Genomic DNA, 22633 nt, shown 5'->3' on the forward strand with positions numbered 1-22633 from the left:
CTCCGGGTTCAGAGGGACACCGGCACCTCGGCGTTTCCGGGCTCGTCGAGAGTGAAGGTGACGGACCGGCCGCCGGCTGTGACCTCGTACTCGCCGAGGAAGCCGTCGAACCGCACGCGGCCGTCCGCGTCGGTGACCATCGTCGTCGGGGGCAGCCACCACTCGCCCTTGACGAGCGAGTGCAGGGCGTCGTACGACGGCTTGGGGGTGCCGTCGGCGCGGACGAAACCGCCCGGCGCGCCGAGCCAGCCACCGTCCGAAAGGCCCCAGTACGTCATGGCCTCCACGGCCGGGTGGGACAGCAGGGTCTTGTAGTGACGCACGACCTCGTCGGCCTGGCGGGCCTCGCCTTCGGGCGTGGTCGGCCACTCGGGGATCTGGTAGTCGTTCAGGTCGACGATCTCCTCCGGCATGATGTGGCCGGAGACGATCGTCGTCTCGGTGAAGTGGATGGGCAGGCCGTACCGCGCGAAGCGGTCGATCGTGGCGAGCGTCTTCTCCTCGCCCCAGTAGCCCTGGTGCATGTGGCTCTGCAGGCCGAGTACGTCGATCTTGATGCCCGCCTCCAGCACGCCCTCGATCAGGCACTCGTACGCCGCGGACATGTCGAAGTCGTTGAGCAGCAGCGTGGCGTGGGGATTGGCCTCGCGGGCCGCGTCGAAGACCATCCGGACCATCGGGATCCGGCCCATCTCCCGGCAGATCCGGGTGATGCCGTTGTCGTACTTGTCGAAGATCGGCATGATCACGACTTCGTTGATGACGTCCCACATGTCGATGACGCCGGCGAAGTCGGTCATGTCGCGCCGGATCCGCTCCACCTGGGCCTTGGCGATCTCGGCGTTCGACAGGTCCATCAGCCAGTCGGCGGTCTCGGTGTGCCAGGCGAGCGGGTGCCCCTTGACCGGGACGCCCCGGTCGGCGAACCACCGCGCCGTGGTGAGGAGCCGCTCGGTGTGCGGCCGGCCCCGGACCGGCTCGAACTGCCCCCAGTAGAAGGGCAGCGTGGCGAAGTTGAACAGGTCGAACCACAGGTCGGCGACCTGCTGGGACCCGGCCGCAGGGGCCTCGCCGAGCGACCGTCGCCCATCGGCGTCCGTCGTGGTCTCGCCGTTGGCCAGGGGGATGAAGTCGAACCCGATGCAGCCGAACAGGAACTTGTGCCGGCGCTGCGCGACGACGACCTCCTGACCGGCGAGGGGCGTGCCGTTCGCGGTCACGGTGAGCGTCGCGGCGGCGGTGCGGTGCTTCCTGATCAGCGGGTCGGGGGCGACGGCACCGGAGTCGGAAGCGAGGTGGGACGACATCGAGCGGCCTCCAGGGATCTCAAGGCGGTGAAGTCCCCTCCGGGAGCCTCTTCGCCCCGGCCGGAGAGGTCTGTGATCTCGAGCACATTAACGCTCGTGATGCACGAAAGTGCACAGACATCTCCTTCGGCGCGATCAACGGCGGAAGTGGCGCGTTCAGCGGATGAAATGGGTGAAGCGGTCAGCGGGCTCGCCGCGCAGCCGTCTCTCGGGCAGCCGGCGGCCGCACAGGACCAGCACCAGGTCCTGCGCCGCGCCGGACAACGGGGTGCCCGTTCCGAGCGACCAGTCGACGTCGTCGGCGCGCAGTTCGACGCCGTCCAGGTCGACGCCGAAATACCTGCGGCTCCGCGGGGACAGCGCGTTGCCGAGCAGGACGCGCAGACGGTCGCCGGGCACCCGCCGGTCGATCCCGAGCGCCACGGTGATGTCCATGCCGTGGATGACGTCGTGCGAGAGCGCGCCCGCGTAGCCGCCGCCCGGAGGCCGCCAGGGATGCTCGGCGTTGTCCCGCAGGCACGCGGTCAGCTCTCGCGGGCCGAGCGCCGCCGCGTCGCCGCGGGCGAGGCGGTCGGCCAGCCGGTCGAAGTTCCCCCGGGCCCTGACGAGACCGGCCAGCACGCTCGGCCCGGAGTGCCGGTAGGGCATCGTCATGTGGGCCACCACCTCCCGCACCCGCCACCCCGCGCACAGCGAGGGCGCGTCCCACGACCGCGGCGGCAGTTCGCTCAGCAGGTCGGCCAGTTCGCGGCGTTCCGCCGCGATCTGCTGCCGGATGTCGGTGTCCATTCGTTCGTCGCCCTTCCGGTCGTGTCCGTCCGTACGCCCCACCGACGAACGGGCCCGCGCCGGATGGACACCCTTCGCACGCACACTCGGATTGCGTGACGCGCATCTTGTGCGTGCCGCGCAATATCCCGTAGGGTCGCCGCGTGAACGATGACGACGATGACGACAGGGACCTTCGAGCGCGCAACAAGCAGGCCACCCGGGAGGCGATCGGCCGGGCCGCGCTGCGCCTGGCCATCGAGCGGGGTCCCCACGGGCTCGCCCTCGTCCGGGTCCACGACATCGCCACGGCGGCGGGCGTGTCGCCCCGCACCTACAACAACTACTTCTCCAGCAGGGAGGAGGCGATCTGCGCCTTCCAGGCCGACCAGTCCAGGCGCGCCGGGCGGGCGCTGCGGTCGCGGCCCGCCGGCGAGCCGCTGGACCAGGCCGTCACCGCGGCCGTGATCGGGCTCTACACCGACCCCGAGCCCGACAAGGCGGGCCTGCGAATGATCATGATGACGCCCGAGCTGGAGGGTGAGGCGCTCAAGGCGTTCAGCATGGCGGAGGGGCCGCTCGCCGAGGCGATCGCGGCGCGCACCGGCACCGACCTCGCCCGCGACGTGTACCCCGCCGTCATGGCCGCCGCGGTCACCGGCGCCGTCCGAGTGGCGGGACGGCACTGGCTCGCACCGGGGAACACCGAGTCGTTCGCCGCCGTCCTGCGCCGCACCCTGTCCTGCGTCTTCTCCGCCCAGCCGCCCGAGCCGCCGGAGCCACCCGTGCCGCCCGCACCCTCTGTGCCGCCGGTGCCTCGCGGGATCTCTGAACGTGAGGAAAGGAACAGCGGGAAATGAACGGCAAGGGCATCAACTTCGACACCGGCTTCGCGGACGCGGCCGCCCGCGCCGCCGGGCGCAGCACCCGGGAGCCCTTCGACCTCGATGTGGTCGAACGGGAGATGCGCGTCATCCGCGAGGACCTGCACTGCACCGCCGTACGGATCACGGGCGGCGACCCCGGACGGCTCAAGGCCGCGGCCACCCGCGCCGCCGAGGCCGGCCTGGACGTGTGGTTGTGCCCGTTCACCTGCGACATCACCACCACCGAGCTGCTCGCGGTGATCGCCGACTGTGCCGAGCACGCCGAGCGGCTGCGCCGCGAGGGCGCGGAGGTCGTGCTGACCACCGGTTCGGAGATGAGCCTGTTCACCGACGGGTTCCTGCCCGGCGCCACGTTCGGGGACCGGATGCCCCTGCTGGCCCGGCCGGAGGCCCTGCGCGAGGTGCTCCCCCTGCTGCCCGGCCGCGTCAACGCCTTCCTCCGTGAGGCGGTCGCGGTCGCCCGCGAGCGGTTCGGCGGCCGGATCGGCTACTGCTCGATCCCCTTCGAACAGGTGGACTGGACGCCCTTCGACGTCATCGCCACCGACGCCGGCTATCGGTCGGCGGCCACCGCGGCTCACTATCGGGACAACATCCGCGCCTTCGTCGCGCAGGGGAAGGCACAGGGCAAGCCGGTGGCGATCACCGAGTTCGGGTGCGTCACCCACCGCGGCGCGGCCGACCTGGGCGAGCGCGGCGACTCGATCGTCAAGTGGGGTGAGGACGGCGCTGCGGCCGGCCTGATCGGCGACCACGTCCGCGACGAGCACGAGCAGGCGGCCTACCTGCGTGAGGTGCTGGGGATCCTCGACGAGGAGGGAGTGGACGCCGCCTTCTGGTACACCTTCGCCCGATACGACCTGCCCCACCGGGACGACCCCCGTGAGGACCTCGACATGGCGAGTTGCGGCGTGGTGAAGGTGCTGGAGGGCCGTCCGGGCACAACCTACCCCGGCATGCCCTGGGAACCGAAGGCCGCGTTCACGGCCCTGGCGGACTGCTACCGAACCTGACGCCGGCTCCGTCAGCCGAGGGCGGCGAGGCGGCGGGCGAGGTAGCGGCGCTCGGCGTCGGTGGCGGCCAAGCCGGCCGCCTCCCGGTAGGCGTCGGCGGCCTCGGCCGTACGGCCCAGGCGGCGCAGCAGGTCGGCTCGGGCGGCGGGCAGCAGGTGGTAGCCGGCCAGGGCGCCCGTCTCCCGCAGGGCGTCGACCAGCGCCAGGCCCGCGGCGGGGCCGTACGCCATGCCGACCGCCACCGCGCGGTTCAGCTCCACGACGGGCGAGGGGACCAGCCGGGAGAGCCGCGCGTACAGCACGGCGATCTGCGCCCAGTCGGTGTCCTCGGGGCGGGCCGCGGTGGCGTGGCAGGCGGCGATGGCGGCCTGCACCTGGTAGGGGCCGGGCCGTCCCCGCCGCAGCGTGCCGTCCAGCAGGGCCACGCCCTCGGCGATCTGGCCGGCGTCCCACAGGCCGCGCTCCTGGTCCTCCAGCACCACCAGGTCGCCGGCCTCGTCGAGGCGGGCGGCGCGGCGCGCGTGGTGCAGCAGCATCAGCGCGAGCAGGCCCGCCGCCTCCGGCTCGTCCGGCATCAGCCGCACCAGCACCCGGGCCAGCCGGATCGCCTCGTCCGCGAGGTCGTGCCGCACGAGGTCGGCGCCGGCCGTCGCCGAGTAGCCCTCGTTGAACAGCAGATACAGCACGGCGAGCACCGCCGGGAGGCGCTCGGGCAGCAGGTGGGCGGGAGGCACCCGGTAGGGGATGCCCGCGTGCCTGATCTTCTGCTTGGCCCGGGCCAGCCGCTTGGCCATCGCCTGCTCCCCGACCAGGAACGCGCGCGCGATCTCGGTCGTGCCGAGCCCGGCGAGGGTGCGCAGGGTCAGCGCCACCCTGGCCTCCAGCGCGAGCGCCGGATGGCAACACGTGAAGATCAGCCGTAACCGGTCGTCCGGCACGCCCGGCTCGTCGCCGCCGGCGGCGTCCTCAATCCTGAGCACGCCCGCCACCTCCCGCAGTTTGGCGGCGCCGGTGGCCTCCCGGCGCAGCAGGTCCACGGCCCGGTTGCGCGCGGCCGTGGTCAGCCACGCCCCGGGCCGGCGCGGCACGCCGTCGCGCCGCCAGGTCCGCAGGGCCAGGGCGAAGGCGTCCTGCGCGCACTCCTCTGCCAGGTCCCAGTCGCCCGTCCAGCGGATGAGGGTGGCCACGACCTGCCCCCACTCCTCCCGGAAGGCCCGGTCGACGGCTGCCTCGACCGGCGGTGTCACAGGTCGATGAGCGGACGGATCTCGATCGTGCCGTACGCCGCGGCGGGGTGGGCGGCGGCGATCTCGATGGCCTCGTCCAGGTCGGCGCACTCGATCAGGCAGAACCCGCCGAGTTGCTCCTTGGACTCGGCGAACGGCCCGTCCGACAGCAACACCTCGCCCTCGCGGACCCGCAGCGTGGTGGCGTCGCTCGGCGGGCGCAGCCCGGCCCCTCCCCGGAGCACGCCGCGCTCCGCCATCTTCTCCGACCACCCGCCGCACCCTTCATCGGCGTGCTCCGCCGCCGACTCGTCGCCGCAGATCAGCAGCACGTACTTCATGCGTCCTCCTCGGGCTGGAATCTCATCATGTCCCTACGACGAACGGCGACGGCCGTGATGGACGCCCCCAAGGATTTCGCGCGATGTCGTGGGCGTTCTCCACCATGATCTGTTCCTGCCGATCGTCGGAGGGAGAGCGGCATCGACCGGACCCGCCCCTTCCACCTCCCGCGCCGGCTCGCCTCGTGACGGCGTACGGGGAACCGGGCGGCGGGGACGGGTCGTTGGCAGCGGTGAACGATCCGCGACCGAGGGAGTGACCGGTGTTCCGCAAGCTGATGGCCGCGCTCGGGGCCGGCGTGGAGGTCGACACGGTGCTGCGCGACCCGCATGTACGCCCGGGGGAGACCCTGTACGGCGAGGTCCGCTTCAGGGGCGGGTCGTCCGACCACAAGGTGGACGGGATCACCGTCGACTTCACCGCCGTCGTGGAGGTCGAGCACGGCGACCAGGAACACCACGCGACCTACAGCTTCCTGCGGGCGCCGGTGTCCGGGCCGTTCGACCTGCGGGCGGGGGAGGCCCACGCGCTGCCGTTCGCGATCCCGGTGCCGTGGGAGACGCCGGTCAGCACGGTCGGCGGGCGCCCGCTGCCCGGCATGCGGCTCGGCGTGGCCACCGAGCTGGCGCTCGCGGGCGCGCTCGACAAGGGCGACCTCGACCCGCTGCACGTCAACCCGCTGCCCGCGCAGGACCACCTGCTCGGGGCGCTCGTCCACATGGGCTTCCACTTCAAGCGGGCCGACCTGGAGCGCGGCACCCTGCGGGGCTCGACCATGCCGTTCTACCAGGAGATCGAGTATCACGCCGGGCCGGAATGGCGCCGCCACTTCAGCGAGCTTGAGCTGACCTTCATCGCCGGACCGCACTCGATGGACGTGATCCTGGAGGCCGACAAGAGGGGTGGCTTCCTCAGCTCCAGCCGCGACGTCTACAACCGGTTCCGCGTCGGGTACGGCGACCACCCCGGCCGGGTGGAGCAGGCGCTGCGCGACGGCCTCGCCGCGATGGCCCGGCACCGCGGCTGGTTCTGACCCGGGTCAGGAAAAGGGGCCCCCGGACGCCGGGCGTCTCGTGCTCGGGTCAGCCGGCGCGATGCCGGACGATGTCGGCCGGGGGTTGGTCGTGCCGGTGGCCGTCGATGTCGGCCGGGGGTTGGTCGTGCCGGTGCCCGTCGAGGACGGCGTGGTGGTCCACGCCGTCGTGAGGCAGCGGATCGGCGTGCACGATGGCGGCCGTCAGCCGGGGGATGGCGTGGATCAGGTTGTGCTCGGCCTCGGCCGCGACCCGATGGGCCTCCACCACCGTGGCGGCCGGGTCGACGACGACCTCGCACTCGGCCCTGAGCCGGTGGCCGATCCAGCGCAGCCGCACCTGGCCCAGGCCGAGCACGCCGGGTGTGCCTCGCAGGGTCGCCTCGGCGCGGTCCACCAGAGCGGGGTCGACGGCGTCCATCAGCCGCCGATACACCTCCCGCGCCGCCTGCCGCAGCACCATCAGGATCGCGACCGTGATGAGCAGGCCGACGGCGGGGTCGGCCCAGGTCCAGCCGAGGGCCGCCCCTCCGGCTCCGGCGAGAACGGCCAGTGAGGTGAAGCCGTCGGTGCGGGCGTGCAGCCCGTCGGCGACGAGGGCGGCCGAGCCGATCTCACGTCCGACCCGGATGCGGTGGCGGGCGACCAGCTCGTTCCCGGCGAAGCCCACGAGCGCCGCCGCCGCGACGGCCCCCAGGTGGGAGACCTCTCGCGGCTCCAGGAGCCGCCCGATCGCGGCGTACGCCGCGGCGATGGAGGAGGCGGCGATCGTCACGACGATGACGACACCGGCCAGGTCCTCGGCCCGTCCGTAGCCGTAGGTGTAGCGGCGGTTGGGCGGGCGGCGGCCGAGCAGGAACGCGATCCCGAGCGGTACGGCGGTCAGGGCGTCGGCCGCGTTGTGCAGGGTGTCGCCCAGCAGCGCCACCGACCCCGACAGGGCCACCACGGCCGCCTGGACCAGCGTGGTCGCGCCGAGAACGGCCAGCGACACCCACAGCGCTCGCATCCCCCGGGCGGACGACTCCATCACCGGATCGATCCTCTCGGCGTGCTCGTGCGAGTGAGGGCGCAGCAGGTGCGCCACCCGCGCGCGAAGCGCCGCCACACTGCGCCCATGCCCGTGCCGGTCGCCATGCCCGTGCCCATGCCCATGCCCATGCCCATGGCCGTGGCCATGCCCGTGCCCATGCCCATGGCCGTGGCCGTGCTCGTGGCCGTGCTCATGCCCGGGGGCGGCCTGTCGCTGGCTCATGACACTCACGATGCCGTGGAAAGTCCGTCGCAGCATCTCGACAAGAGCGGGTGCGGCGCAGTTGCGAACGCCCCGCACCTGTCGAGCCTGCGGAACTCCCGTGCGGCGTCCCCGGGTCAGGCCGGCGCGTCGCCGGTGCGGCCGGCATCCCCCACGGCTCCGCGGATCTCGCGCAGGAGCGCCTCGCTGCGGGTCACGAGGTGGGGCAGGCCGAGCCGCCGGTGGGCGTCCCGTCCGGCCTCCGCGTGCGTCAGGGCGGCCGGAACATCGCCGACCCGGTGCTGGAGCCGGGCGACCACGTGGTGGAGCGTTCCCCACGACAGGCAGCCCGTGCCCATGGTCATGAGCTCGCCGGCGATCGGCCGCAGCTCGCCGAGCAGCTCGTGCGGGTCGGGCCGGCCGAGTTCCGCGGCGACCAGGGCCCACTGCCAGGCGACGAACTGCCACGTCCAGTCCCGTGGCCGCGCCGCGCCCCAGCGGTCGATCAGGCGATGGGCCAGCTCGCGGTCGCCCGCCCCCAGCGCGGCCAGGACCGCCGTGGGCCGCACGATCAGATCGGACTCGTCGGCCGCCGCCTCGACCAAATCCGTCAGCAGTGGGCTGGGCCGTCCCTGGCACCAGTCGGCGAAGAACGCGTAGATCAGCTTGAGGACGTCCGTCCCCCACAGACTGGTGCGGCGGTAGCTGCCGGTGCCGATGACCGCCTGCCGGTCCATCTCCGCCCAGTCGCCGGCCAGCATCGCCCGCCCGGCCGCGGCGTACGCGACCTGCGTCTCGATCTCCGGCATCCGCACCTCGGCGGTGAGCCGCAGGCATCGGGCCAGTTCCGCGTCGTAGTCGGCGAGCATGCCCGCCTTCAGGAACTTGGGCATGCGGTGCAGGCGGGCGACGATCTCGGTGGCCCTGGGGAGGCCGGGCAGGCCCAGCATCTCCTCGGCCGCCCGGTAGCGCTCCTCCTCGTGCTCAGGCGTCCAGGCCGCGATGACGAAGTTGTTCAGCGTGCGCGCCAGCAACAGGGGGTCGCCGGTGCGCCGGGCCAGTTCCACGGCCTCCAGGGCGTGGCGGCGGCCCTCCTCGCGCCGGTCGCCGTAGTACAGCTCGACGCCGAGCGTGCCGAGCAGCTCCGCGCGGGTGCGCACGGCGTCCGGGGCGAGCCGGGCGAGCTGGTCCTCCAGCACGGTCACCATGCGCTGGTCCACCACCCCGTACGAGCGCCAGTTCCACAGGGTGACGCCGCCGAAGACGGTGGCCGCCTCGATGACGGCCGCGTCGTCGCCGATGCCGGTTGCGAGCGTCACGGCCTCGTCCAGCGCGCTCCGGGCCCCCTCCACGTCACCGGTCACCCGCCGAGCCTTGCCCAGGCCGATCAGCAGGCCACACCGGGTGGCGGCGGGACCGGGGCCGCAGGCGTCGAGGGCCTGCTCCCAGTGCAGCACGGCCTCGTCGTAGGCGAGCCGGGCCGTCGCCTGGCCCGCCGCCTCCACGGCGTACGAGACGGCCTTGTCCGCGTAGCCGACCCGGGCGGCCAGCCCGAAGTGGTGGGCCAGGGTGGGCAGACGCGACCCGGCCTCACCCCACCGCAGGGTCTCGATGGCCTCGCCCACCCGGCCGTGGAGCTGGGCCCGCTGCCTACGGCTGAGCCCGGAGTACAGCGCCTCCTGCACCAGCGCGTGGGAGAAGCGGTAGTCCCAGCCGCCGTCCACCTCGACCAGCAGTCCGGTCGCGACGGCCGGTTCGAGCAGCATCATCACCCGGGCTCCGCCGACTCCGGTCGCGGTCTCCAGCACGTCGGCGTCCACGTCCCTGCCGATCACCGCGGCCGCCCGCAGCAGGGTCTGGGAGTCCTCGGGCAGCCGCGACACCCGCTGACCGATCACGTCGCGCACGCCGTCGGGCACCGCCAGCGCGAGCACGTCCGCCACGCCCACCCCGCCGTCCGGATGGGTGCTGGTCAGCAGGCGCAGCAGCTCGCCCAGGAAGAACGGGTTGCCGCCGGTCCTGTCGTGCAGCGCGGAGGCGAGCTCGGGCCCGGGGCCGGCCCATCCCGTCTCGCGCAGGTAGTCGGCGATCTGCTCGGGAGTGAGCGGAGCGACGCTCATCCGTTCGGTGCCGCGCTGGCGGGTCAGCTCGCCGAGCGCCTCGGTCAGGGCCTGCCTGTCCACCGCGGGCTCGGGCCGTACGGTGGCCAGCACCAGGAGCGGAACGCGGTGCAGGTCGGCGCCGAGGAAGGTGAGCAGCTTCAGCGAGGCGGCGTCGGCCCAGTGCAGGTCCTCCACCACGACCAGCACGGGGGCGTCCGAGGCCCGCCGCGTCAGGGCCCGCGCCACGCTGTCGTGCAGCAGGAACCGGGCGGTGTCGGGGTCGGCCGTGTCCGTACGGTCTCCGTCGGAGAGGCGGTGGGCGAGCCGGGCGAGGTCGCCGCCCGCTTCCCCGGACTCTCCGGCCTCGCCGGTGCCCGGGGCGCCATCCGCTGACGAAGCTCGGGACGTGTCCGGGGCATGGGCCGCCGCCGCGCCTCGGGACGTCTGCGGAGCCCGGTCGGCGCCCAGGGCGTTGAGCGTCTGGATCCAGGGCCAGAACGCGGGGGCGCCGCTGCCTTCGACGCACCTGCTCCAGGCCACCCCGACCCCGCGCTCGGCCGCCATACCGGCGGTGGCCTCCGCGAGACGGGTCTTGCCGACGCCGGACTCCCCGCTCACCAGGAACACCCCGCCCACGCCCCGGCGCAGGTCGTCGAGCCGCCCGGCGATCCGGCGCAGGTGCGGTTCGCGCCCCACCAGTCCCGGAGCGGCCGAGTCCCCGGCGCTCCTGTCCCCGGTGCTCCTGTCCCCGGTGTTCCCGCCGGCTGCGCCTACCCCGGCGCCTGCGCCCGTGCCTTCCCGGCCGCCTATCCCGCCGCCTTGCCCGGTGACTTCCCGTGCGCCCGCGGCCGTCTCCGGCGGCACGGCGGCCACGGGGGCCCACACGCCCGCCAGGGACTCGTTCTGGAGGAGGATGGCCTGCTCGAGCCGCCGCAGTTCGGGGCTCGGGTCGAGGCCCAGCTCATCGCCGAGCAGCGTGCGGCAACGCTGGTAGGCGGCCAGCGCCTCGGCCTGCCTGCGCTCCCGGTAGAGGGCCCGCATGAGCAGCGCCCACAGGCCCTCGCGGTAGGGGTCCAGTTCGAGCAGGCGCTCGACCTCGACCGCCACCTCGGCCGCCCGTCCCAGCGCGAGCCACGCCTCGGCGCGTACGGTCAGCGCGTGCAGGCGGGTTTCGCTCAGACGGGCGATGGTGGACCGGGCGAACGGCTCGTCGGCCAGGTCGGCCAGCGGCTCGCCCCGCCACAGCGCCAATGCCGGGCCCAGGATCCGCTCGGCCTCCTCGGGACGGCCCGCGGCCAGCGCGGCGCGCGCGGCCTCGGCCGCCCGGCCGAACCGCTCGGCGTCGACCTGGTCCGGCTCGATGTCCAGCAGGTAGCCGGGCTCCCGCGTACGCAGCACCCGGGCCGGGGAGCGCGGGCTGCGCCGGGGTTCGAGCGTTCTGCGCAGATGCGAGATGTACGCCTGGAGCGTTCCCGTGGCGCTGGAGGGCGGCTCATCCCGCCACAGCCGGTCGATGAGCTGGTCGAGCGGCACGACATGGGGCGCGTTCAGCAACAGCAGCGCCAGCACGGCCCGCTGCTTGCGGGGCCCGAGATCGAGGATCGTCCCCGCGCCGTCGGCGACCTCCAGCGTGCCGAGGAGGCGGAAGTCGAGAGCGGAGCCCTGGCGGCCGTCCAAGCCCGGGGGCGGCGCCGGTAATCGCGCGCCGTCGATGCTCATGCGCATCACAACTCCCGAAAGAGCCAGGTGGCCCAGGGCCGGATTTCTGGCTCATCATACCCGTATGTCCGCTCGTTCTCACGGGAGAAACCACGGTTCGTCGCGGCCCTGAAACCGGCGTTCCCCAGCAGGGAGCGCAGGCCGTCGTCCCGGGGACCGGGGAGGAACCACACGGCCCGCACGCCGTCCGCGCGCAGCTCCATCAGCAGGTCGTCGAGCAGGCGGCGGCCCAACCCCTGGCCCGGCCCCCGGCCGAGGCACGGCTCGGCCACGGCGAGCACGTGCAGCAGGGCCGACTGCGGGACCTGCCGGGGCGCCCCGGTCTCCAGCAGCGCGGCGGCGAGCGGGGCGGCACCGGCCGGCCGGGCGAGGTCGGTCAGCACGTAGAGACGGCACCGGGCGGCCGGGACCTCGCGCAGGACGTGTTCCAGCGCCGGGCCGATGATGCCGGCTCCCGGCGCGCCCGGGTGCGCCGGCACCTCGCGCAGCAGCAGTGTTCCCGGTGACGTGCCTGGTGACGTTTCCGGTGACGTGCCTGGCGACGTTTCCGGCGACGCGGCGTACCGCGGCGGGCGCTTCTTCGACGGCGACGACATCGCCCCAGCGTGGGGGCACCGTCTTGGACTTTCCTAGTGCGTCTCTAGGATCCCTTGGGCGCGTCGCCGAACCCCCGGCCCGGCAGGCGCAAGAAAACACCAAGGCCCGGCTGCGACAACTGTCACCGTCACAGCAGACGACATCCGAAGGACGGACATGCACAGCACCATCGAAGACGCACTGCGGGCACAGGTCGCCGGCCGGGTCCTGGCGCCGGGACAGGACGGGTTCGAGGAGGAGGCCGCCGGGTTCAACCTCGCCGTGCGCCACCGGCCCGCCGTGATCGTCGCGGCGCGGGACGCCGGCGACGTGGCCGCGGCCGTACGGCTCGCCGCCGCGCACGGGCTGCCCGTGGCCGTGCAGTCGACCGGCCACGGCGCCGTGCAGGCGGCCGACGGCGCGGCCCTGATCAGCACCCGCGCGATGCGGGAGGTCGTGGTGGACCCCGCCGCCCGCACCGCCACGATCGAGGCCGGCTGCACGTGGGGCGAGGTCATCGCCGCCGCCGCGCCGTACGGTCTGGCTCCGCTGTGCGGCTCGGCGACCGGCGTCGGCGTGGTCGGCTTCACGCTCGGCGGCGGCATCGGGCCGATCTCGCGGACCTTCGGGTTCGCGGCCGACCACGTGCGGGAGCTCACCGTCGTCACCGGGGACGGCGTGGCGCGCACCGCCGACGCGGTCCGCGAGCCCGACCTGTTCTGGGCGCTGCGCGGGGGCAAGGCCGGGTTCGGCGTCGTCACCTCGATCACCCTGGACCTGCTGCCGCTCACCGGCCTGTACGGCGGCGGCCTGTTCTTCGCCGCCGAGGACGCCGGGCGGGTCCTGCACGCCTACCGAGGCTGGGCCGGCACGCTGCCGGAGACCACCACCACGTCGGTCGCGCTGCTGCGCCTGCCTCCGCTGCCCGAGCTTCCGCCGCAGCTCAGCGGCAGGTTCGTCGTCCACCTGCGGGTCGCCCACGTGGGGGAGGGGCAGGAGGCCGAGGCGCTGCTGGCCCCCATGCGGGCCGTGGCCGAGCCGGTGCTCGACGCCGTCGGGCCTCTGCCGTACGCCGCGATCGACTCCATCCACCAGGACCCGACCGGGCCCATGCCGGTCGCGGAGCGGGGCGCGCTGCTGCGCGAGCTGACCGCGGAGACCGTGGACGCGCTGCTCGCGGTCGCCGGCCCGGCCGCGCAGGTTCCGCTGGCCGTGGTCGAGCTGCGTCAGCTCGGCGGCGCGCTCGCCCGTCAGCCCAAGGAGCCCAACGCCGTGGGCGGGCGCGACGGCGCCTTCACGCTGCTGGCCATCGGCGCGCCGGTGCCCGAGCTGATGGACACGGCCGTCCCCGCGGCCGTACGGGCCGTGATCGAGGCCCTCGCGCCCTGGTCGACCGGCGGCGCACTGATCAACTTCCAGGGCGGCGCCCTGGCTCCCGAGCAGATCTCCCGGGCCTGGCCGCAGGAGACGCTGCGGCGGCTGGCGAAGCTGCGCGAGGTCTACGACCCGGCGAACCTGTTCCGCTTCGGCCACGTCGTCCCCCGCCAGGGCTGAGCATGGTCCTGTGACGGATGCTCGTGTGCTCGGCGTCGACGCATGCAGGGCGGGCTGGATCGGGGTGGTCCCGCCCGCCTGCCCCCGGGACGGGGGTGCGGCGCGTGCCTACTTCGCGCCCCGCGTCGCGGACCTGGTCGCCCTGGCGGACGCGGACGGCGAGGTCGCCGTCGTGGCGGTGGACATGCCGATCGGCCTGCCCGACGGTCTCCGCGATATGTATCCGGATGTCCACCCCGATGCTCGCCCCGGCGGCCCTGCGTCCCCTGGAGGCCCTGTGCCCCCTGGGGGCCCTGGAGACCCTGGAGGCCCTGGGGGCCGCCGCCGGGCCGACGTGCTGGCGCGCCAGGCGCTCGGCCCTCGGTGGCGGTCGGTGTTCATGACCCCGGTGCGCGCCGCGATCGAGGCGGACGACTACGCCACGGCCGTGGCCGTCAACCGCCGGCTGACCGGCGAGGGCGTCTCCCGCCAGGCGTTCGGGCTCAAGGAGAAGCTGCTGGAGGTCGAGCGCTGGGTGCGGGAGGCGGGCAGGCGCGTCGTGGAGATCCACCCCGAGCTGAGCTTCGCCCGGCTCGCCGGGGCGCCCCTGCCACACCCGAAGACGACGTGGGCGGGCGCCGAGCGGCGGCGTGAACTGCTGGCGGCGGCGGGCGTCGTGCTCGCGGGCGACCTCGGCCCGGCCGGGGCGGCGGCGGGAGTGGACGACGTGCTCGACGCGGGCGCCGCCGCCTGGACGGCCCTGCGGGTGGCATCCGGGGAGGCGCGGCCCCTGCCCGATCCTCCCGAGGTCTTCTCCGATGGCATCCCCTGTGCCATCTGGGCCTGACCACGCCCGGCCGGGGCGGTGAGACAACCCGGACATGGAGCCGTACGCCGCGTCTCCGGGAGGTGCGGCGTACGGCCGGGGGAGCTCAGGCGAGGTGCTCGGCGAGCCGGTCGAAGAACTGGAGCCAGCCCGCCTTGGCGGCCTCGGCGTGCGCCTCGTCGGTGTTGTAGCCCTCCTGCGTGAACCTCATCTCCGTACGGCCTCCCAGGTCGGTGAGCGTGACGGTCGCGACCGAGGCCACGGCGCCCTCCTGGTTGTCCGGGTCGCCGGTGGTGAACACCAGCCGCTCGGGGGCCGTGATCTCCCGGTAGACCCCGCTGAGAGGGGCCTTCGCGCCCTCCGGCGACACGAGGCACGCGCTCCACTCCCCGCCGGGACGCAGGTCGATGGTGATCAGCGAGACCGGGGTGGTGAAGCCGCGCGGGCCGAACCACCGGCTGAAGCGCTCCGGCTCGGTCCACGCCTGGAAGACGGTCTCGCGGGGAGCGTCCAGGACGCGGGTGATGGTGTATTCGAGGTCGGGGGTGTTCGTCATCGTCATGCCCTTCGTGGTCAGGAATCCGGACGTGCGGTCTCGCAGGGAAGGTCAGGGGAAGAGCCGGGAGAGCCAGGACCGCCAGGCGGCCTCGACCTGCTCCTGGTCGGCGTCCTCGGCGAAGACGTGGTGTCCGAGGACGACCACGTTCCCCCGCTTCGGGCCGGAGTGGATGAACCGATAGAGCCCGTCGGCGGTCCGCAGGCCGAGGAAGGCCGGGAAGCCGGTGTAGTCGACCACCCCCTCCTCGGGCGGCAGCCCGTCCACCGCGAGTCGTACGGGGTCGCCCTGCCGGACCGTGGCCGGCAGCCCAAGCGCGTCCCTGATCGCCGCCCAGGCCGGCTCGCTCTCGGCCGCCTGGGGGCGTGCGGCGGACACGACCGTGACCGGGCGGCCGCGGAAGTAGGTGAGGTACTGGGCGAGCTTGTGCAGGTACATGTCCCAGCCGACGCCCATCGCCTCGAACTCGGTCTCCCAGTCGTCGCCGAGGAACCCGTGCTGGACCAGGCGCAGGACCGTGCTGCCGTGATCGCGTCCCTCGACGAGGTACTCCATCGCCATGAACGTGCCGTCGGGGTTCTCGTCGCTCCGGAAGGCGAACCGCTTGCCGGGCTCGTACCCGGTAACGGTGGTGCTCTCACTGTTGCCGAACATGGTGAACCGGCCGCGGCCGCCCTCGGCGGACGGGATCTCGGTGCGTCCCATGAACCAGGAGTCCACCCCCGGGCCGGTGGCGATCGCCTCCCAGACCTGCTCGGGGGTCGCGTCCAGCTCGATTTCCTTGCGTAGCTCGAACTCGTGGGGCACGCTTCAGCGCTCCTCGGTGTCGGCCGTCCGGGGGACGGCGGGATGGACGGCGACGACCAGCCGGTGCTCGCGCCCGCCTTCGGCCGAGTCGTCGTGGTACTTGCTCACGAGCGCGGCCACGGCGGCCGACAACTCCTCGGCGAACGCGGCGCGGTCGGCGGCCGAGGCGAAGCGCACCCGGCCGTCGATGGCGAACGTCGCGAGCTTCTTGCGTGCCTGGGACGCCCCGACGATCAGCGTGCCCACGTCGCGTACGAGCTGGGCGGCGAGCGCCAGCAGCCACCGCGCCGACAGCCGGTCGGGGGCGCGCGACGGGTCGGGCGCGACCGACGCCAGCGCGGCGGGGGAGATCACGAACGACGCCGCGGTCGCCCGCATCACCCGCTCGTTGACGTTGCCCTTGCGGCGCTCCTCGACCAGCTCCACGAGGCCGTGCCGCTCCAGCGTCTTGAGATGGTAGTTCACCTTCTGCCTCGGCAGCCCCACCTTGGCCGCCAGCATGGTCGCCGAGCTGGGTTCCGTAAGCTCGGCGAGCAACCGTGCCCGCATCGGATCCAGCGATGCCTCCGCCGCCGCCGGGTCCTCGATCACCGCCACGTCTTTCATGCCTCAAGGATGGCTCCCGACAAACAAAATTGTCAAGGCAAATAGAGATGTCGGCGCTGAACTCGTACTGGCGCGGGGCCGGACAGGGCCCCGCGCGGTTGGCCGCCGCTCGACGGCGCGGCGCTCAGTGGCCGAGGGTGAGGAGCCCGACCAGGATCCGGTGGTCGGAGCAGGACTTGCCGCCGCAACTGTGCGGGGAGGACCGTGCGTCGCCGGTCGACGCGGAGGCCACGTAGTCGTCCTCGTGGCTGAAGATCATGTCGATCTTCCCTCCGGTGCCGCACGGGCCGCCGCCGCCGGCCCCTTCCTCCGTCGTCTCGCCGTACCCGGTGCAGTAGACGGGGTCGGCGTCGTCCACTTCGCGGTAGTGGCCGGTGTTGTTGTGATTGTTGGGGGTATTCACCTGGGCGGAATAGTACGGGTCCATCCGCGCCCAGTCCGGACCCACGTTGAAGTCACCCGCGAGGATCACCTGATCGCCGTCGGCGTGATAGTCGTCGACGTGACCGAAGATCGCCTTGAGCTGCGTCGCTCGATAGGCGTCGACGAAGGTGGCGTGGACGGTGCAGAACCGCAGCTGCGGCTGGCTCTTCAGCGGTGCGCACAGGAGATGGCGCGGCTCGTTCCCGTCGTAGGGCAGGGTGAATCGGTCGGCCGGCCCGAGCGGCTGCTTGCTGAACAGCGCGATGCCGTAGTCCTTGCCGCCGCACGGGCCGCCCGACCGGCCGGGGATGGTGGTCTCGAACCGGGCGAAGTTGGCCGGGTCCACCGGCCAGTCCACCGCCCGCAGCTGGTTGATCATCGCGGTGAACTGCTGCGCGCACACCTCGTTCAGCGAGGCGAAGACGGCGCTGTTGTCCTGGATCGACTGGACGGCCGCGGCCACGAGCCCGTCTGTGGTGGAGCCGTGGTGCATGGTGTTGCCCGCGATGTTCCAGTGCCAGGCGCGGTACGAGGTCGTGGCCCGCGCCGCGTGCGCCGGCGGGGACGCCAGCGCGGGCAGCAGCGCAACTGCGGCTACCGCGGCCCATCTCAACCGTTTCACGTCACTCCCAGGAGTCGTCGGCTGCCAGGGAGGTGATCATGCCAGATCGGGTGCACCACTACGGCCCCGGCGCTCCCGGGATGGGCACGGCGCCGGACTGTCCGCCCGCTTGGGCGACTCCAGGCGGAGGCACGGTCCTTCGCGGCACCCAGCCCGAGTGCCAAATCGGCCTTATCCACTCATTACGCCTATAACGTTGTGCGACCGATCTGTCACGCGATGTAATCACATCGGCGATGGGTCGGACCTACTGGCTCCGAAGGAGTGAATATGACGTTCACAGCTATGAACCCCACGACCATGGCGACCACGCTGGGGTACGGCGCTCAGCACCAGATCTCGCCCCTGCAGCAGCTCGGTCAGCAGATCCCGGGGGTGCAGCACCAGCTGTCGCCTCTGGCGATGATCCAGCAGGAGGAGCACATCCTCCCGCAGGAGCACCTGGTGAGCCCGGTGACCTTCTGGACCAAGGTCGCGCGGTGCAGCGTGCGTTACGGCGCTCCCGCTGCCCGTCAGATGCTGGAGGGCGTGCTCTACCAGCACCAGGTCCGCGAGCAGATCCAGCAGCAGGTTCAGCAGCAGGTGCTTCCGCCGCAGGTTCTGCAGGCCCTTCAGGCCATCCAGGCCCAGGCCCAGCAGATCCCGCAGGTTTACGGCCAGCCGTACGCCACCCAGGCGTACGCGCAGCACCCGGCTCAGCAGGCCCTGCAGCTCGGCATGCAGCCCGTCATGCCCCAGCACATCCAGGCGGCGTACGGGCAGCAGGTCCCGCTGACCATGCAGCCGCTGTCGCAGGTCTACGGCCAGGCGTATGGCCAGGCCTATGGCCAGGGTTACGGCCAGATGCACCAGCAGGCCGCTCAGCAGGTCCCGGTGCCGGCCGGTGCCGCACTCTGATCGGAGGAACACCGTGGAGTCGATGGGTCCCGGGATGAGTCCGGTGACGCCCCCTGCCATGGGAGTCGCGACGGGGCATCCGGCGCAGGCCGCGCCGTTGCAGGCGCACTGCGCCGCGACGCTCCAGCGGCTGTACGGCTGGCTGCAGGCGTCACTCCCGCAGGCGCCCCAGGTCGCGGGGATCATCCCGCTGCTGGTGCAGGCGGTACAGCTGTACCGGGCCGGGCGGTACGACGCGTGCCTCGCGCAGATCCAGTTCGCGCTCGGCGCCGTCGCTCCCGGACGGCCCACGGTTCCACTGCTGTGACGTGATCACCTCGGTGGCCCGGACCGGTCGGCGGCCGGTCCGGGCCCCCGCCGTCCCGAGACCGGCGAAATGTGATGACAGAGCCTGAGCTGCCGTCCGCGCCGTACGAGGCGTGGCCGGCCACACCAGCCTGAGCTGGGGAGAGTCGAGACGTTTGTGACCAGTAACGACAAGCCCAAGGACGGAAGCGAGGAGCCGCGCCCGGCGTCACCGCGGGGGCGGCAGGCGTCCCGCCAGGCGCCGCAGCCGGTGGAGCCCAGGCCACGGCGCTACATGGTGGCCGCGCTGCCCCAGCCGCATCCGGCGGTGCCGGGAGCAGCCGTGCCGGCTCTCGACGGCGACACGGTGCGCAGGCTGCTGGAGGACGACCCCGAGGTGCGCGTGCTGCGCCGCCTGCGGGGAACGGCGGGGAACCCGGGGGCTCAGGCCCCCGGGTTCCCCGCTGTGGTCGTGGCGGAGATGACCGCCGAGCACGTCGAGGCGCTGCGGCGGCAGTATCCGCAGCTCTACTTCGAGCGCGATCGGCTGCTCACCTACAGCGACGTGCCCCAGCCGCCGCGCAGGCGGCGGTCCGCCCCGGCCGTGGTGCCGCCGGGCGTGGAGAGCACGTTCGCCTTCCTGGTCAGGGATGCGGACGGCACGCCGCTGCCCGGCGCGAGCGTCCTGGTGACGGGGCACGGCTGGCCCGCCCAGACGTCCACGGGGACCGACGGCCGTGCGGTGGTCACGATGGTCGGGGAGACTCCGGAGTCGATCAACGGGGTGACGGTCCGGCCGCGCTCCGGCTACTGGAGCGTCCACATCGACCGCCCCGCCCTGTCCACGACCCGGGACAACCTGATCGAGCCGATGCGCCTGTCGGAGACCTTCAACGGTTTCCCCGGCAGGCAGGTCTTCGGCTGGGGTCAGCAGGCGATGAACCTCGACCGCCTGCCGCCCACGCTGCGCGGCGCGGGGGTCAGGATCGCCGTCATCGACTCCGGGGCCGACATACGGCACCCCGACCTGCGCGACCGCGTCCACGCCGGCGTCGACCTGGTCGGCGGCGAGCCGGACGGCTGGTCCGTCGACGCCGCCTACCACGGCTCCCACTGCGCGGCCGTCGTCTCCGGCGCCGACGACGGCCGCGGTGTCGTCGGCTTCGCCGTCGAGGCCGAGGTGCACGTCTGCAAGATCTTCCCGGGCGGGCGGTTCAGCGACCTGATCGAGGCGCTCGACTACTGCGTCGAGCAGCGGATCGACGTCGTCAACCTGAGCCTGGCGAGCAGGCACCACTCGCCGCTCGTCGCCGCGAAGATCGAGCAGGCGCGCGAGGCGGGGGTGGCGTGCGTGGTGGCCGCGGGCAACGACGGAGGACCGGTCGGCTTCCCCGGCATCCTGCCGGGCGTGCTGACCGTCGCGGCCGTCGGCAAGTCCGACGCGTTCCCGCCCGGCACCGCCCACGAGGCGGAGATCCGCGGGCCGGTGACCGGCGACGGCTTCTTCTCGCCGCGTTTCACCTGCCACGGCCCGGAGATCGACGTGTGCGCCCCGGGCGTGGCCGTCCTGTCGGCCGTGCCTCCGGACGGGTACGCCGCGCTGGACGGCACCTCCATGGCCGCGCCGCACGTCGCCGGCCTCGCGGCACTGGTGCTCGCCCACCACGGCGACTTCCGGGGCCTTTTCAGCGGACGGGACGCACGGCGGGTCGATCACCTCTTCCACATCATCAGGTCGAGTTGCGTCCCGCTGAACCTCGGCGACCTCCACCGCACCGGTGCGGGGATGCCGAACGCGCTGCGCGCTCTCGCGCCGGCCCTCGCGCAGATCACACCGGAGCCGGTCGAGGCCGACACGCTGCTCGGGCAGCTCACGGCCGAGATGACCGGCGCGGGACTGCTCGTGCCGGCGGGCGGGGGCCCGGACGGCGACTCCGGGCATACGGGCCGGGGCGGCAAGACGGGCCCCGGGGCGCAGCCCGGCATGACCCCGCAGGCGGCGTACGGCGCGGGCGCGACGGCCAACGGGCCGGTGCCCGGCGGTCTCGTCACCGGTGGGCGGCGCGGGCGCGCCACGTCGACCGGCGGCGCCTCGCCGGCCGGCCAGGGCGGAGCGCCCGGCGGCACGGGAACACGGGGCAAGCGAGGGGGGACGGCCGCCGACCGGCCGTACGCCACCGGGCCCGGCGGGGGCCGGACGCCCGGCGGCGCGGCGGACGACGCCCCGATGGCTCCCCGTACGGCGAACGGCATGCCGGCGGGCGGGATCGGCCCGTCCGGAGGCGAACAGGCCGCCATGGCCTGGCTGAGGGAGGAGATGCGGGCCGCGGGGCTCCTCGGCGAGGACCCGGCCGACCCCACCGAATGAGACAGAGGACGCGGTGGACTGAGGACACCGTCGCATGGGGTCATGGAGCGTGGCGTGGACTCCCGGGGGCTCCGGTGGAGCCCCCGGGCGCGCGGCGCTCTCCGCTACCGGTCCCGTCCCGGGCGCTCCGGTCTCCGGCCGGCGCGGGCCGCCGCCCGTGTCGCCGCCGGAGATCGGGTCACGGTTTCAGTACGCCTCGTAGGCGGGACCGGCGAGCTGGGCCACGTCCTCCGCGCCGTCCCCGATGAGTTTCGCCCCCAGGTCGGCGAGGGCCCGTCCGGCCGCCAGCTCGTCACCGATCTCGGGCACGGGCCTGTCGGACGGGTTGCGGCGAGCTCGGCCGACGCTCTCGTGGCGTTGCCCCGCGGGCGTGTAGAGCACGGCGGTCGCGGTGGTGACGTCGTCGTTGTCGTCCTCGTTCACGAAGATCTCGACGGTCCAGCGCTTCGATTCCATGTCGGACCACCTCCAGGACTCCAGCATCCCTCCCGGCCGGGGGGCCTCGACACCGGCCCCGGGCTGAGGACCTACGACCCTGGAGGGCCGTGGCCGGCGGTGGTCACATGGAGGAGGGCTCCTGGCAGGAAAGGCCAGTGAGGAAGGAAGGAGCGTCCATGCCCGGCCCGATCATCGTCGGCACCGACGGTTCGCCCGCCGCGACGGCCGCCGTGCGGTGGGCCGCGGACGACGCCGCCCGGCGCGGCTGCCCGCTGCGCTTCGTCTCGGTCGTGGACCACTGGGCCTACGGCATCCCGAAGTTCCCCGTCTCGGGCGGTGACCCGCTCACCGCGCACGCCGAGCGGGCGCTGTCCGCCGCGGAGGCCGTGGCCCGCGAGCGGCAGCCGGACGTGAAGATCAGTACGGAGATCATCGAGGGCATCCCCTCCCGCGTCCTGCGGGACAAGGCCAAGGAGGCCGTCGAGATCGTGCTCGGCAGCAGGGGACTGGGCGGCTTCGCCGGAATCGTCCTCGGGTCGGTCAGCACCAACGTCGCCGGGCACGCCTCGTGCCCGGTCGTCGTCGTACGGCCCGGGTGGAGCGGCGAGAGGGGGGAGATCGCGGTGGGCGTGGACGACTCGCCCGAATGCGAGCCCGCTCTGGCCTACGCGTTCAAGCAGGCCAGGGCACACGCCGGCACGCTTCGGGCCGTGCACGCCTGGCATCTGCCCGCCCATCCGCTCGCGCCCGAGATCACCTATGACGTGGAGGAGGTGCGCGAGGCCCACCAGCGCGTCACGCAGGAGAAGCTGGCGGACCCGCGGAAGCGGTATCCCGAGGTGCCGGTGCGCGAGGAGCTCGCCTACGGGCATCCGGTCGACGCGCTCGTCCAGGCGTCGCGCGCGGTCGGCCTGCTCGTGGTCGGGTCCCACGGCAGAGGCGCGGTGGGCTCGGCGATGCTCGGCTCGGTCAGCCGGGGGGTGCTGCACCACGCCGAGTGCCCCGTCGCCGTCGTACGGTCGCCGTCGGCGCCCTGAGCCGACCAAGCTCGGGCCGGGCCCGTCC

At 73.4% G+C, this 22633-nt stretch carries 22 protein-coding genes; 9 read left to right on the forward strand and 13 right to left on the reverse strand.

From position 1 onward, the window contains the following. Positions 1-8: 8 nt before the first annotated feature. Together BXA11_RS11755 and BXA11_RS11760 are read right to left on the reverse strand one after the other, a co-directional pair. Positions 9-1307: an endo-1,4-beta-xylanase gene (locus BXA11_RS11755; protein ID WP_076434514.1), complete on the reverse strand. Its 1299-nt coding sequence runs from the start codon at positions 1305-1307 to the stop codon at positions 9-11. Positions 1308-1463: 156 nt separating this feature from the next. Continuing rightward, positions 1464-2096: a maleylpyruvate isomerase family mycothiol-dependent enzyme gene (locus BXA11_RS11760; RefSeq protein ID WP_076434515.1), complete on the reverse strand. Its 633-nt coding sequence runs from the start codon at positions 2094-2096 to the stop codon at positions 1464-1466. Positions 2097-2239: 143 nt separating this feature from the next. Between BXA11_RS11760 and BXA11_RS11765 the strand changes: the two genes are divergently transcribed. Further along, entirely contained in the window at positions 2240-2935 is a 696-nt protein-coding gene (locus BXA11_RS11765) for a TetR/AcrR family transcriptional regulator (RefSeq protein WP_083744159.1), read from the forward strand. Further along, positions 2932-3975: a glycoside hydrolase family 113 protein gene (locus BXA11_RS11770; protein ID WP_076434516.1), complete on the forward strand. Its 1044-nt coding sequence runs from the start codon at positions 2932-2934 to the stop codon at positions 3973-3975. Before BXA11_RS11765 ends, BXA11_RS11770 begins: the two co-directional genes overlap by 4 nt. 11 nt (positions 3976-3986) lie before the next feature. Here BXA11_RS11770 and BXA11_RS11775 read toward each other — a convergent pair whose 3' ends face one another. Then, on the reverse strand, positions 3987-5222 hold the full coding sequence (locus BXA11_RS11775) for an RNA polymerase sigma factor (protein ID WP_076434517.1): 1236 nt from the start codon (positions 5220-5222) through the stop codon (positions 3987-3989). Further along, positions 5219-5542 (reverse strand): YciI family protein, encoded by a 324-nt coding sequence (locus BXA11_RS11780; RefSeq protein WP_076434518.1) that lies wholly within the window; start codon positions 5540-5542, stop codon positions 5219-5221. Before BXA11_RS11780 ends, BXA11_RS11775 begins: the two co-directional genes overlap by 4 nt. 263 nt (positions 5543-5805) lie before the next feature. Here BXA11_RS11780 and BXA11_RS11785 point away from each other — a divergent pair, with 263 nt between their 5' ends. Then, positions 5806-6576, forward strand: a complete 771-nt coding sequence (locus BXA11_RS11785) for a sporulation protein (RefSeq protein WP_239104922.1) — start codon at positions 5806-5808, stop codon at positions 6574-6576. Between the two features lie 49 nt (positions 6577-6625). Here the strand turns inward: BXA11_RS11785 and BXA11_RS11790 are convergent, their stop codons facing one another. The 4 genes from BXA11_RS11790 to BXA11_RS11800 all read right to left on the reverse strand — a co-directional run bounded on the left by BXA11_RS11790 (position 6626) and on the right by BXA11_RS11800 (position 12227). Next, the gene (locus BXA11_RS11790; protein WP_239104938.1) at positions 6626-7606 is read right to left on the reverse strand and encodes a cation diffusion facilitator family transporter; all 981 of its coding nucleotides are present in this window, start codon (positions 7604-7606) and stop codon (positions 6626-6628) included. Continuing rightward, positions 7606-7803, reverse strand: a complete 198-nt coding sequence (locus BXA11_RS44480; protein ID WP_239104921.1) for a hypothetical protein — start codon at positions 7801-7803, stop codon at positions 7606-7608. The genes BXA11_RS11790 and BXA11_RS44480 overlap by 1 nt, the downstream gene beginning before the upstream one ends. Before the next feature lie 144 nt (positions 7804-7947). Further along, entirely contained in the window at positions 7948-11631 is a 3684-nt protein-coding gene (locus BXA11_RS11795) for a BTAD domain-containing putative transcriptional regulator (protein ID WP_204053574.1), read from the reverse strand. Positions 11632-11636: 5 nt separating this feature from the next. Then, positions 11637-12227 (reverse strand): hypothetical protein, encoded by a 591-nt coding sequence (locus tag BXA11_RS11800; protein ID WP_143734202.1) that lies wholly within the window; start codon positions 12225-12227, stop codon positions 11637-11639. 157 nt (positions 12228-12384) lie between these two features. On the opposite strand from BXA11_RS11800, the gene BXA11_RS11805 reads away from it, so the two are divergent. Both BXA11_RS11805 and BXA11_RS11810 read left to right on the forward strand, forming a co-directional pair. Further along, on the forward strand, positions 12385-13761 hold the full coding sequence (locus tag BXA11_RS11805) for an FAD-binding oxidoreductase (RefSeq protein ID WP_076434521.1): 1377 nt from the start codon (positions 12385-12387) through the stop codon (positions 13759-13761). Between the two features lie 10 nt (positions 13762-13771). Beyond that, positions 13772-14587 (forward strand): DUF429 domain-containing protein, encoded by an 816-nt coding sequence (locus BXA11_RS11810; RefSeq protein WP_076434522.1) that lies wholly within the window; start codon positions 13772-13774, stop codon positions 14585-14587. A gap of 85 nt (positions 14588-14672) precedes the next feature. Here the strand turns inward: BXA11_RS11810 and BXA11_RS11815 are convergent, their stop codons facing one another. The 4 genes from BXA11_RS11815 to BXA11_RS11830 all read right to left on the reverse strand — a co-directional run bounded on the left by BXA11_RS11815 (position 14673) and on the right by BXA11_RS11830 (position 17580). Next, a complete protein-coding gene (locus BXA11_RS11815; RefSeq protein WP_143734203.1) occupies positions 14673-15128 on the reverse strand; it encodes an SRPBCC family protein in 456 nt (151 codons plus the stop codon). Between the two features lie 45 nt (positions 15129-15173). After that, the gene (locus BXA11_RS11820) at positions 15174-15929 is read right to left on the reverse strand and encodes an SRPBCC family protein (RefSeq protein ID WP_030505594.1); all 756 of its coding nucleotides are present in this window, start codon (positions 15927-15929) and stop codon (positions 15174-15176) included. Positions 15930-15932: 3 nt separating this feature from the next. Then, the gene (locus tag BXA11_RS11825) at positions 15933-16535 is read right to left on the reverse strand and encodes an ArsR/SmtB family transcription factor (RefSeq protein WP_204053573.1); all 603 of its coding nucleotides are present in this window, start codon (positions 16533-16535) and stop codon (positions 15933-15935) included. Positions 16536-16659: 124 nt separating this feature from the next. Further along, positions 16660-17580, reverse strand: a complete 921-nt coding sequence (locus BXA11_RS11830; protein WP_143734204.1) for an endonuclease/exonuclease/phosphatase family protein — start codon at positions 17578-17580, stop codon at positions 16660-16662. A 270-nt stretch (positions 17581-17850) separates the two neighbouring features. On the opposite strand from BXA11_RS11830, the gene BXA11_RS11835 reads away from it, so the two are divergent. From BXA11_RS11835 to BXA11_RS11845, 3 genes are all read left to right on the forward strand, one after another. Continuing rightward, complete coding sequence (locus BXA11_RS11835; RefSeq protein ID WP_076434524.1) at positions 17851-18477, forward strand: hypothetical protein; 627 nt, start codon at positions 17851-17853, stop codon at positions 18475-18477. Between the two features lie 58 nt (positions 18478-18535). Then, entirely contained in the window at positions 18536-18784 is a 249-nt protein-coding gene (locus BXA11_RS11840) for a hypothetical protein (RefSeq protein WP_076434525.1), read from the forward strand. Between the two features lie 156 nt (positions 18785-18940). Next, complete coding sequence (locus BXA11_RS11845; RefSeq protein ID WP_143734205.1) at positions 18941-21130, forward strand: S8 family serine peptidase; 2190 nt, start codon at positions 18941-18943, stop codon at positions 21128-21130. Positions 21131-21316: 186 nt separating this feature from the next. Here BXA11_RS11845 and BXA11_RS11850 read toward each other — a convergent pair whose 3' ends face one another. After that, entirely contained in the window at positions 21317-21586 is a 270-nt protein-coding gene (locus tag BXA11_RS11850; protein ID WP_030505589.1) for a DUF1876 domain-containing protein, read from the reverse strand. Between the two features lie 158 nt (positions 21587-21744). On the opposite strand from BXA11_RS11850, the gene BXA11_RS11855 reads away from it, so the two are divergent. Beyond that, positions 21745-22605 carry a universal stress protein gene (locus BXA11_RS11855; RefSeq protein WP_076434527.1) on the forward strand — a complete coding sequence of 287 codons (861 nt, stop codon included), beginning with the start codon at positions 21745-21747 and terminating at the stop codon, positions 22603-22605. The last annotated feature ends 28 nt before the right edge of the window (positions 22606-22633 follow it).

The organism is Microbispora rosea, from assembly GCF_900156315.1.
Classification (GTDB): domain Bacteria; phylum Actinomycetota; class Actinomycetes; order Streptosporangiales; family Streptosporangiaceae; genus Microbispora; species Microbispora rosea.

What these genes read in the sequence shown, in the direction of transcription:
- BXA11_RS44480 (WP_239104921.1), bottom strand. Translation starts at nt 7,803, where the DNA reads ATGAGCACGGCCACGAGCACGGCCACGGCCATGGGCATGGGCACGGGC.
- BXA11_RS11790 (WP_239104938.1), bottom strand. Translation starts at nt 7,606, where the DNA reads ATGGAGTCGTCCGCCCGGGGGATGCGAGCGCTGTGGGTGTCGCTGGCC.
- BXA11_RS11780 (WP_076434518.1), bottom strand. Translation starts at nt 5,542, where the DNA reads ATGAAGTACGTGCTGCTGATCTGCGGCGACGAGTCGGCGGCGGAGCAC.
- BXA11_RS11755 (WP_076434514.1), bottom strand. Translation starts at nt 1,307, where the DNA reads ATGTCGTCCCACCTCGCTTCCGACTCCGGTGCCGTCGCCCCCGACCCG.
- BXA11_RS11850 (WP_030505589.1), bottom strand. Translation starts at nt 21,586, where the DNA reads ATGGAATCGAAGCGCTGGACCGTCGAGATCTTCGTGAACGAGGACGAC.
- BXA11_RS11840 (WP_076434525.1), top strand. Translation starts at nt 18,536, where the DNA reads ATGGGAGTCGCGACGGGGCATCCGGCGCAGGCCGCGCCGTTGCAGGCG.
- BXA11_RS11855 (WP_076434527.1), top strand. Translation starts at nt 21,745, where the DNA reads ATGCCCGGCCCGATCATCGTCGGCACCGACGGTTCGCCCGCCGCGACG.
- BXA11_RS11825 (WP_204053573.1), bottom strand. Translation starts at nt 16,535, where the DNA reads ATGAAAGACGTGGCGGTGATCGAGGACCCGGCGGCGGCGGAGGCATCG.
- BXA11_RS11800 (WP_143734202.1), bottom strand. Translation starts at nt 12,227, where the DNA reads ATGTCGTCGCCGTCGAAGAAGCGCCCGCCGCGGTACGCCGCGTCGCCG.
- BXA11_RS11805 (WP_076434521.1), top strand. Translation starts at nt 12,385, where the DNA reads ATGCACAGCACCATCGAAGACGCACTGCGGGCACAGGTCGCCGGCCGG.
- BXA11_RS11795 (WP_204053574.1), bottom strand. Translation starts at nt 11,631, where the DNA reads ATGAGCATCGACGGCGCGCGATTACCGGCGCCGCCCCCGGGCTTGGAC.
- BXA11_RS11835 (WP_076434524.1), top strand. Translation starts at nt 17,851, where the DNA reads ATGACGTTCACAGCTATGAACCCCACGACCATGGCGACCACGCTGGGG.
- BXA11_RS11770 (WP_076434516.1), top strand. Translation starts at nt 2,932, where the DNA reads ATGAACGGCAAGGGCATCAACTTCGACACCGGCTTCGCGGACGCGGCC.
- BXA11_RS11760 (WP_076434515.1), bottom strand. Translation starts at nt 2,096, where the DNA reads ATGGACACCGACATCCGGCAGCAGATCGCGGCGGAACGCCGCGAACTG.
- BXA11_RS11815 (WP_143734203.1), bottom strand. Translation starts at nt 15,128, where the DNA reads ATGACGATGACGAACACCCCCGACCTCGAATACACCATCACCCGCGTC.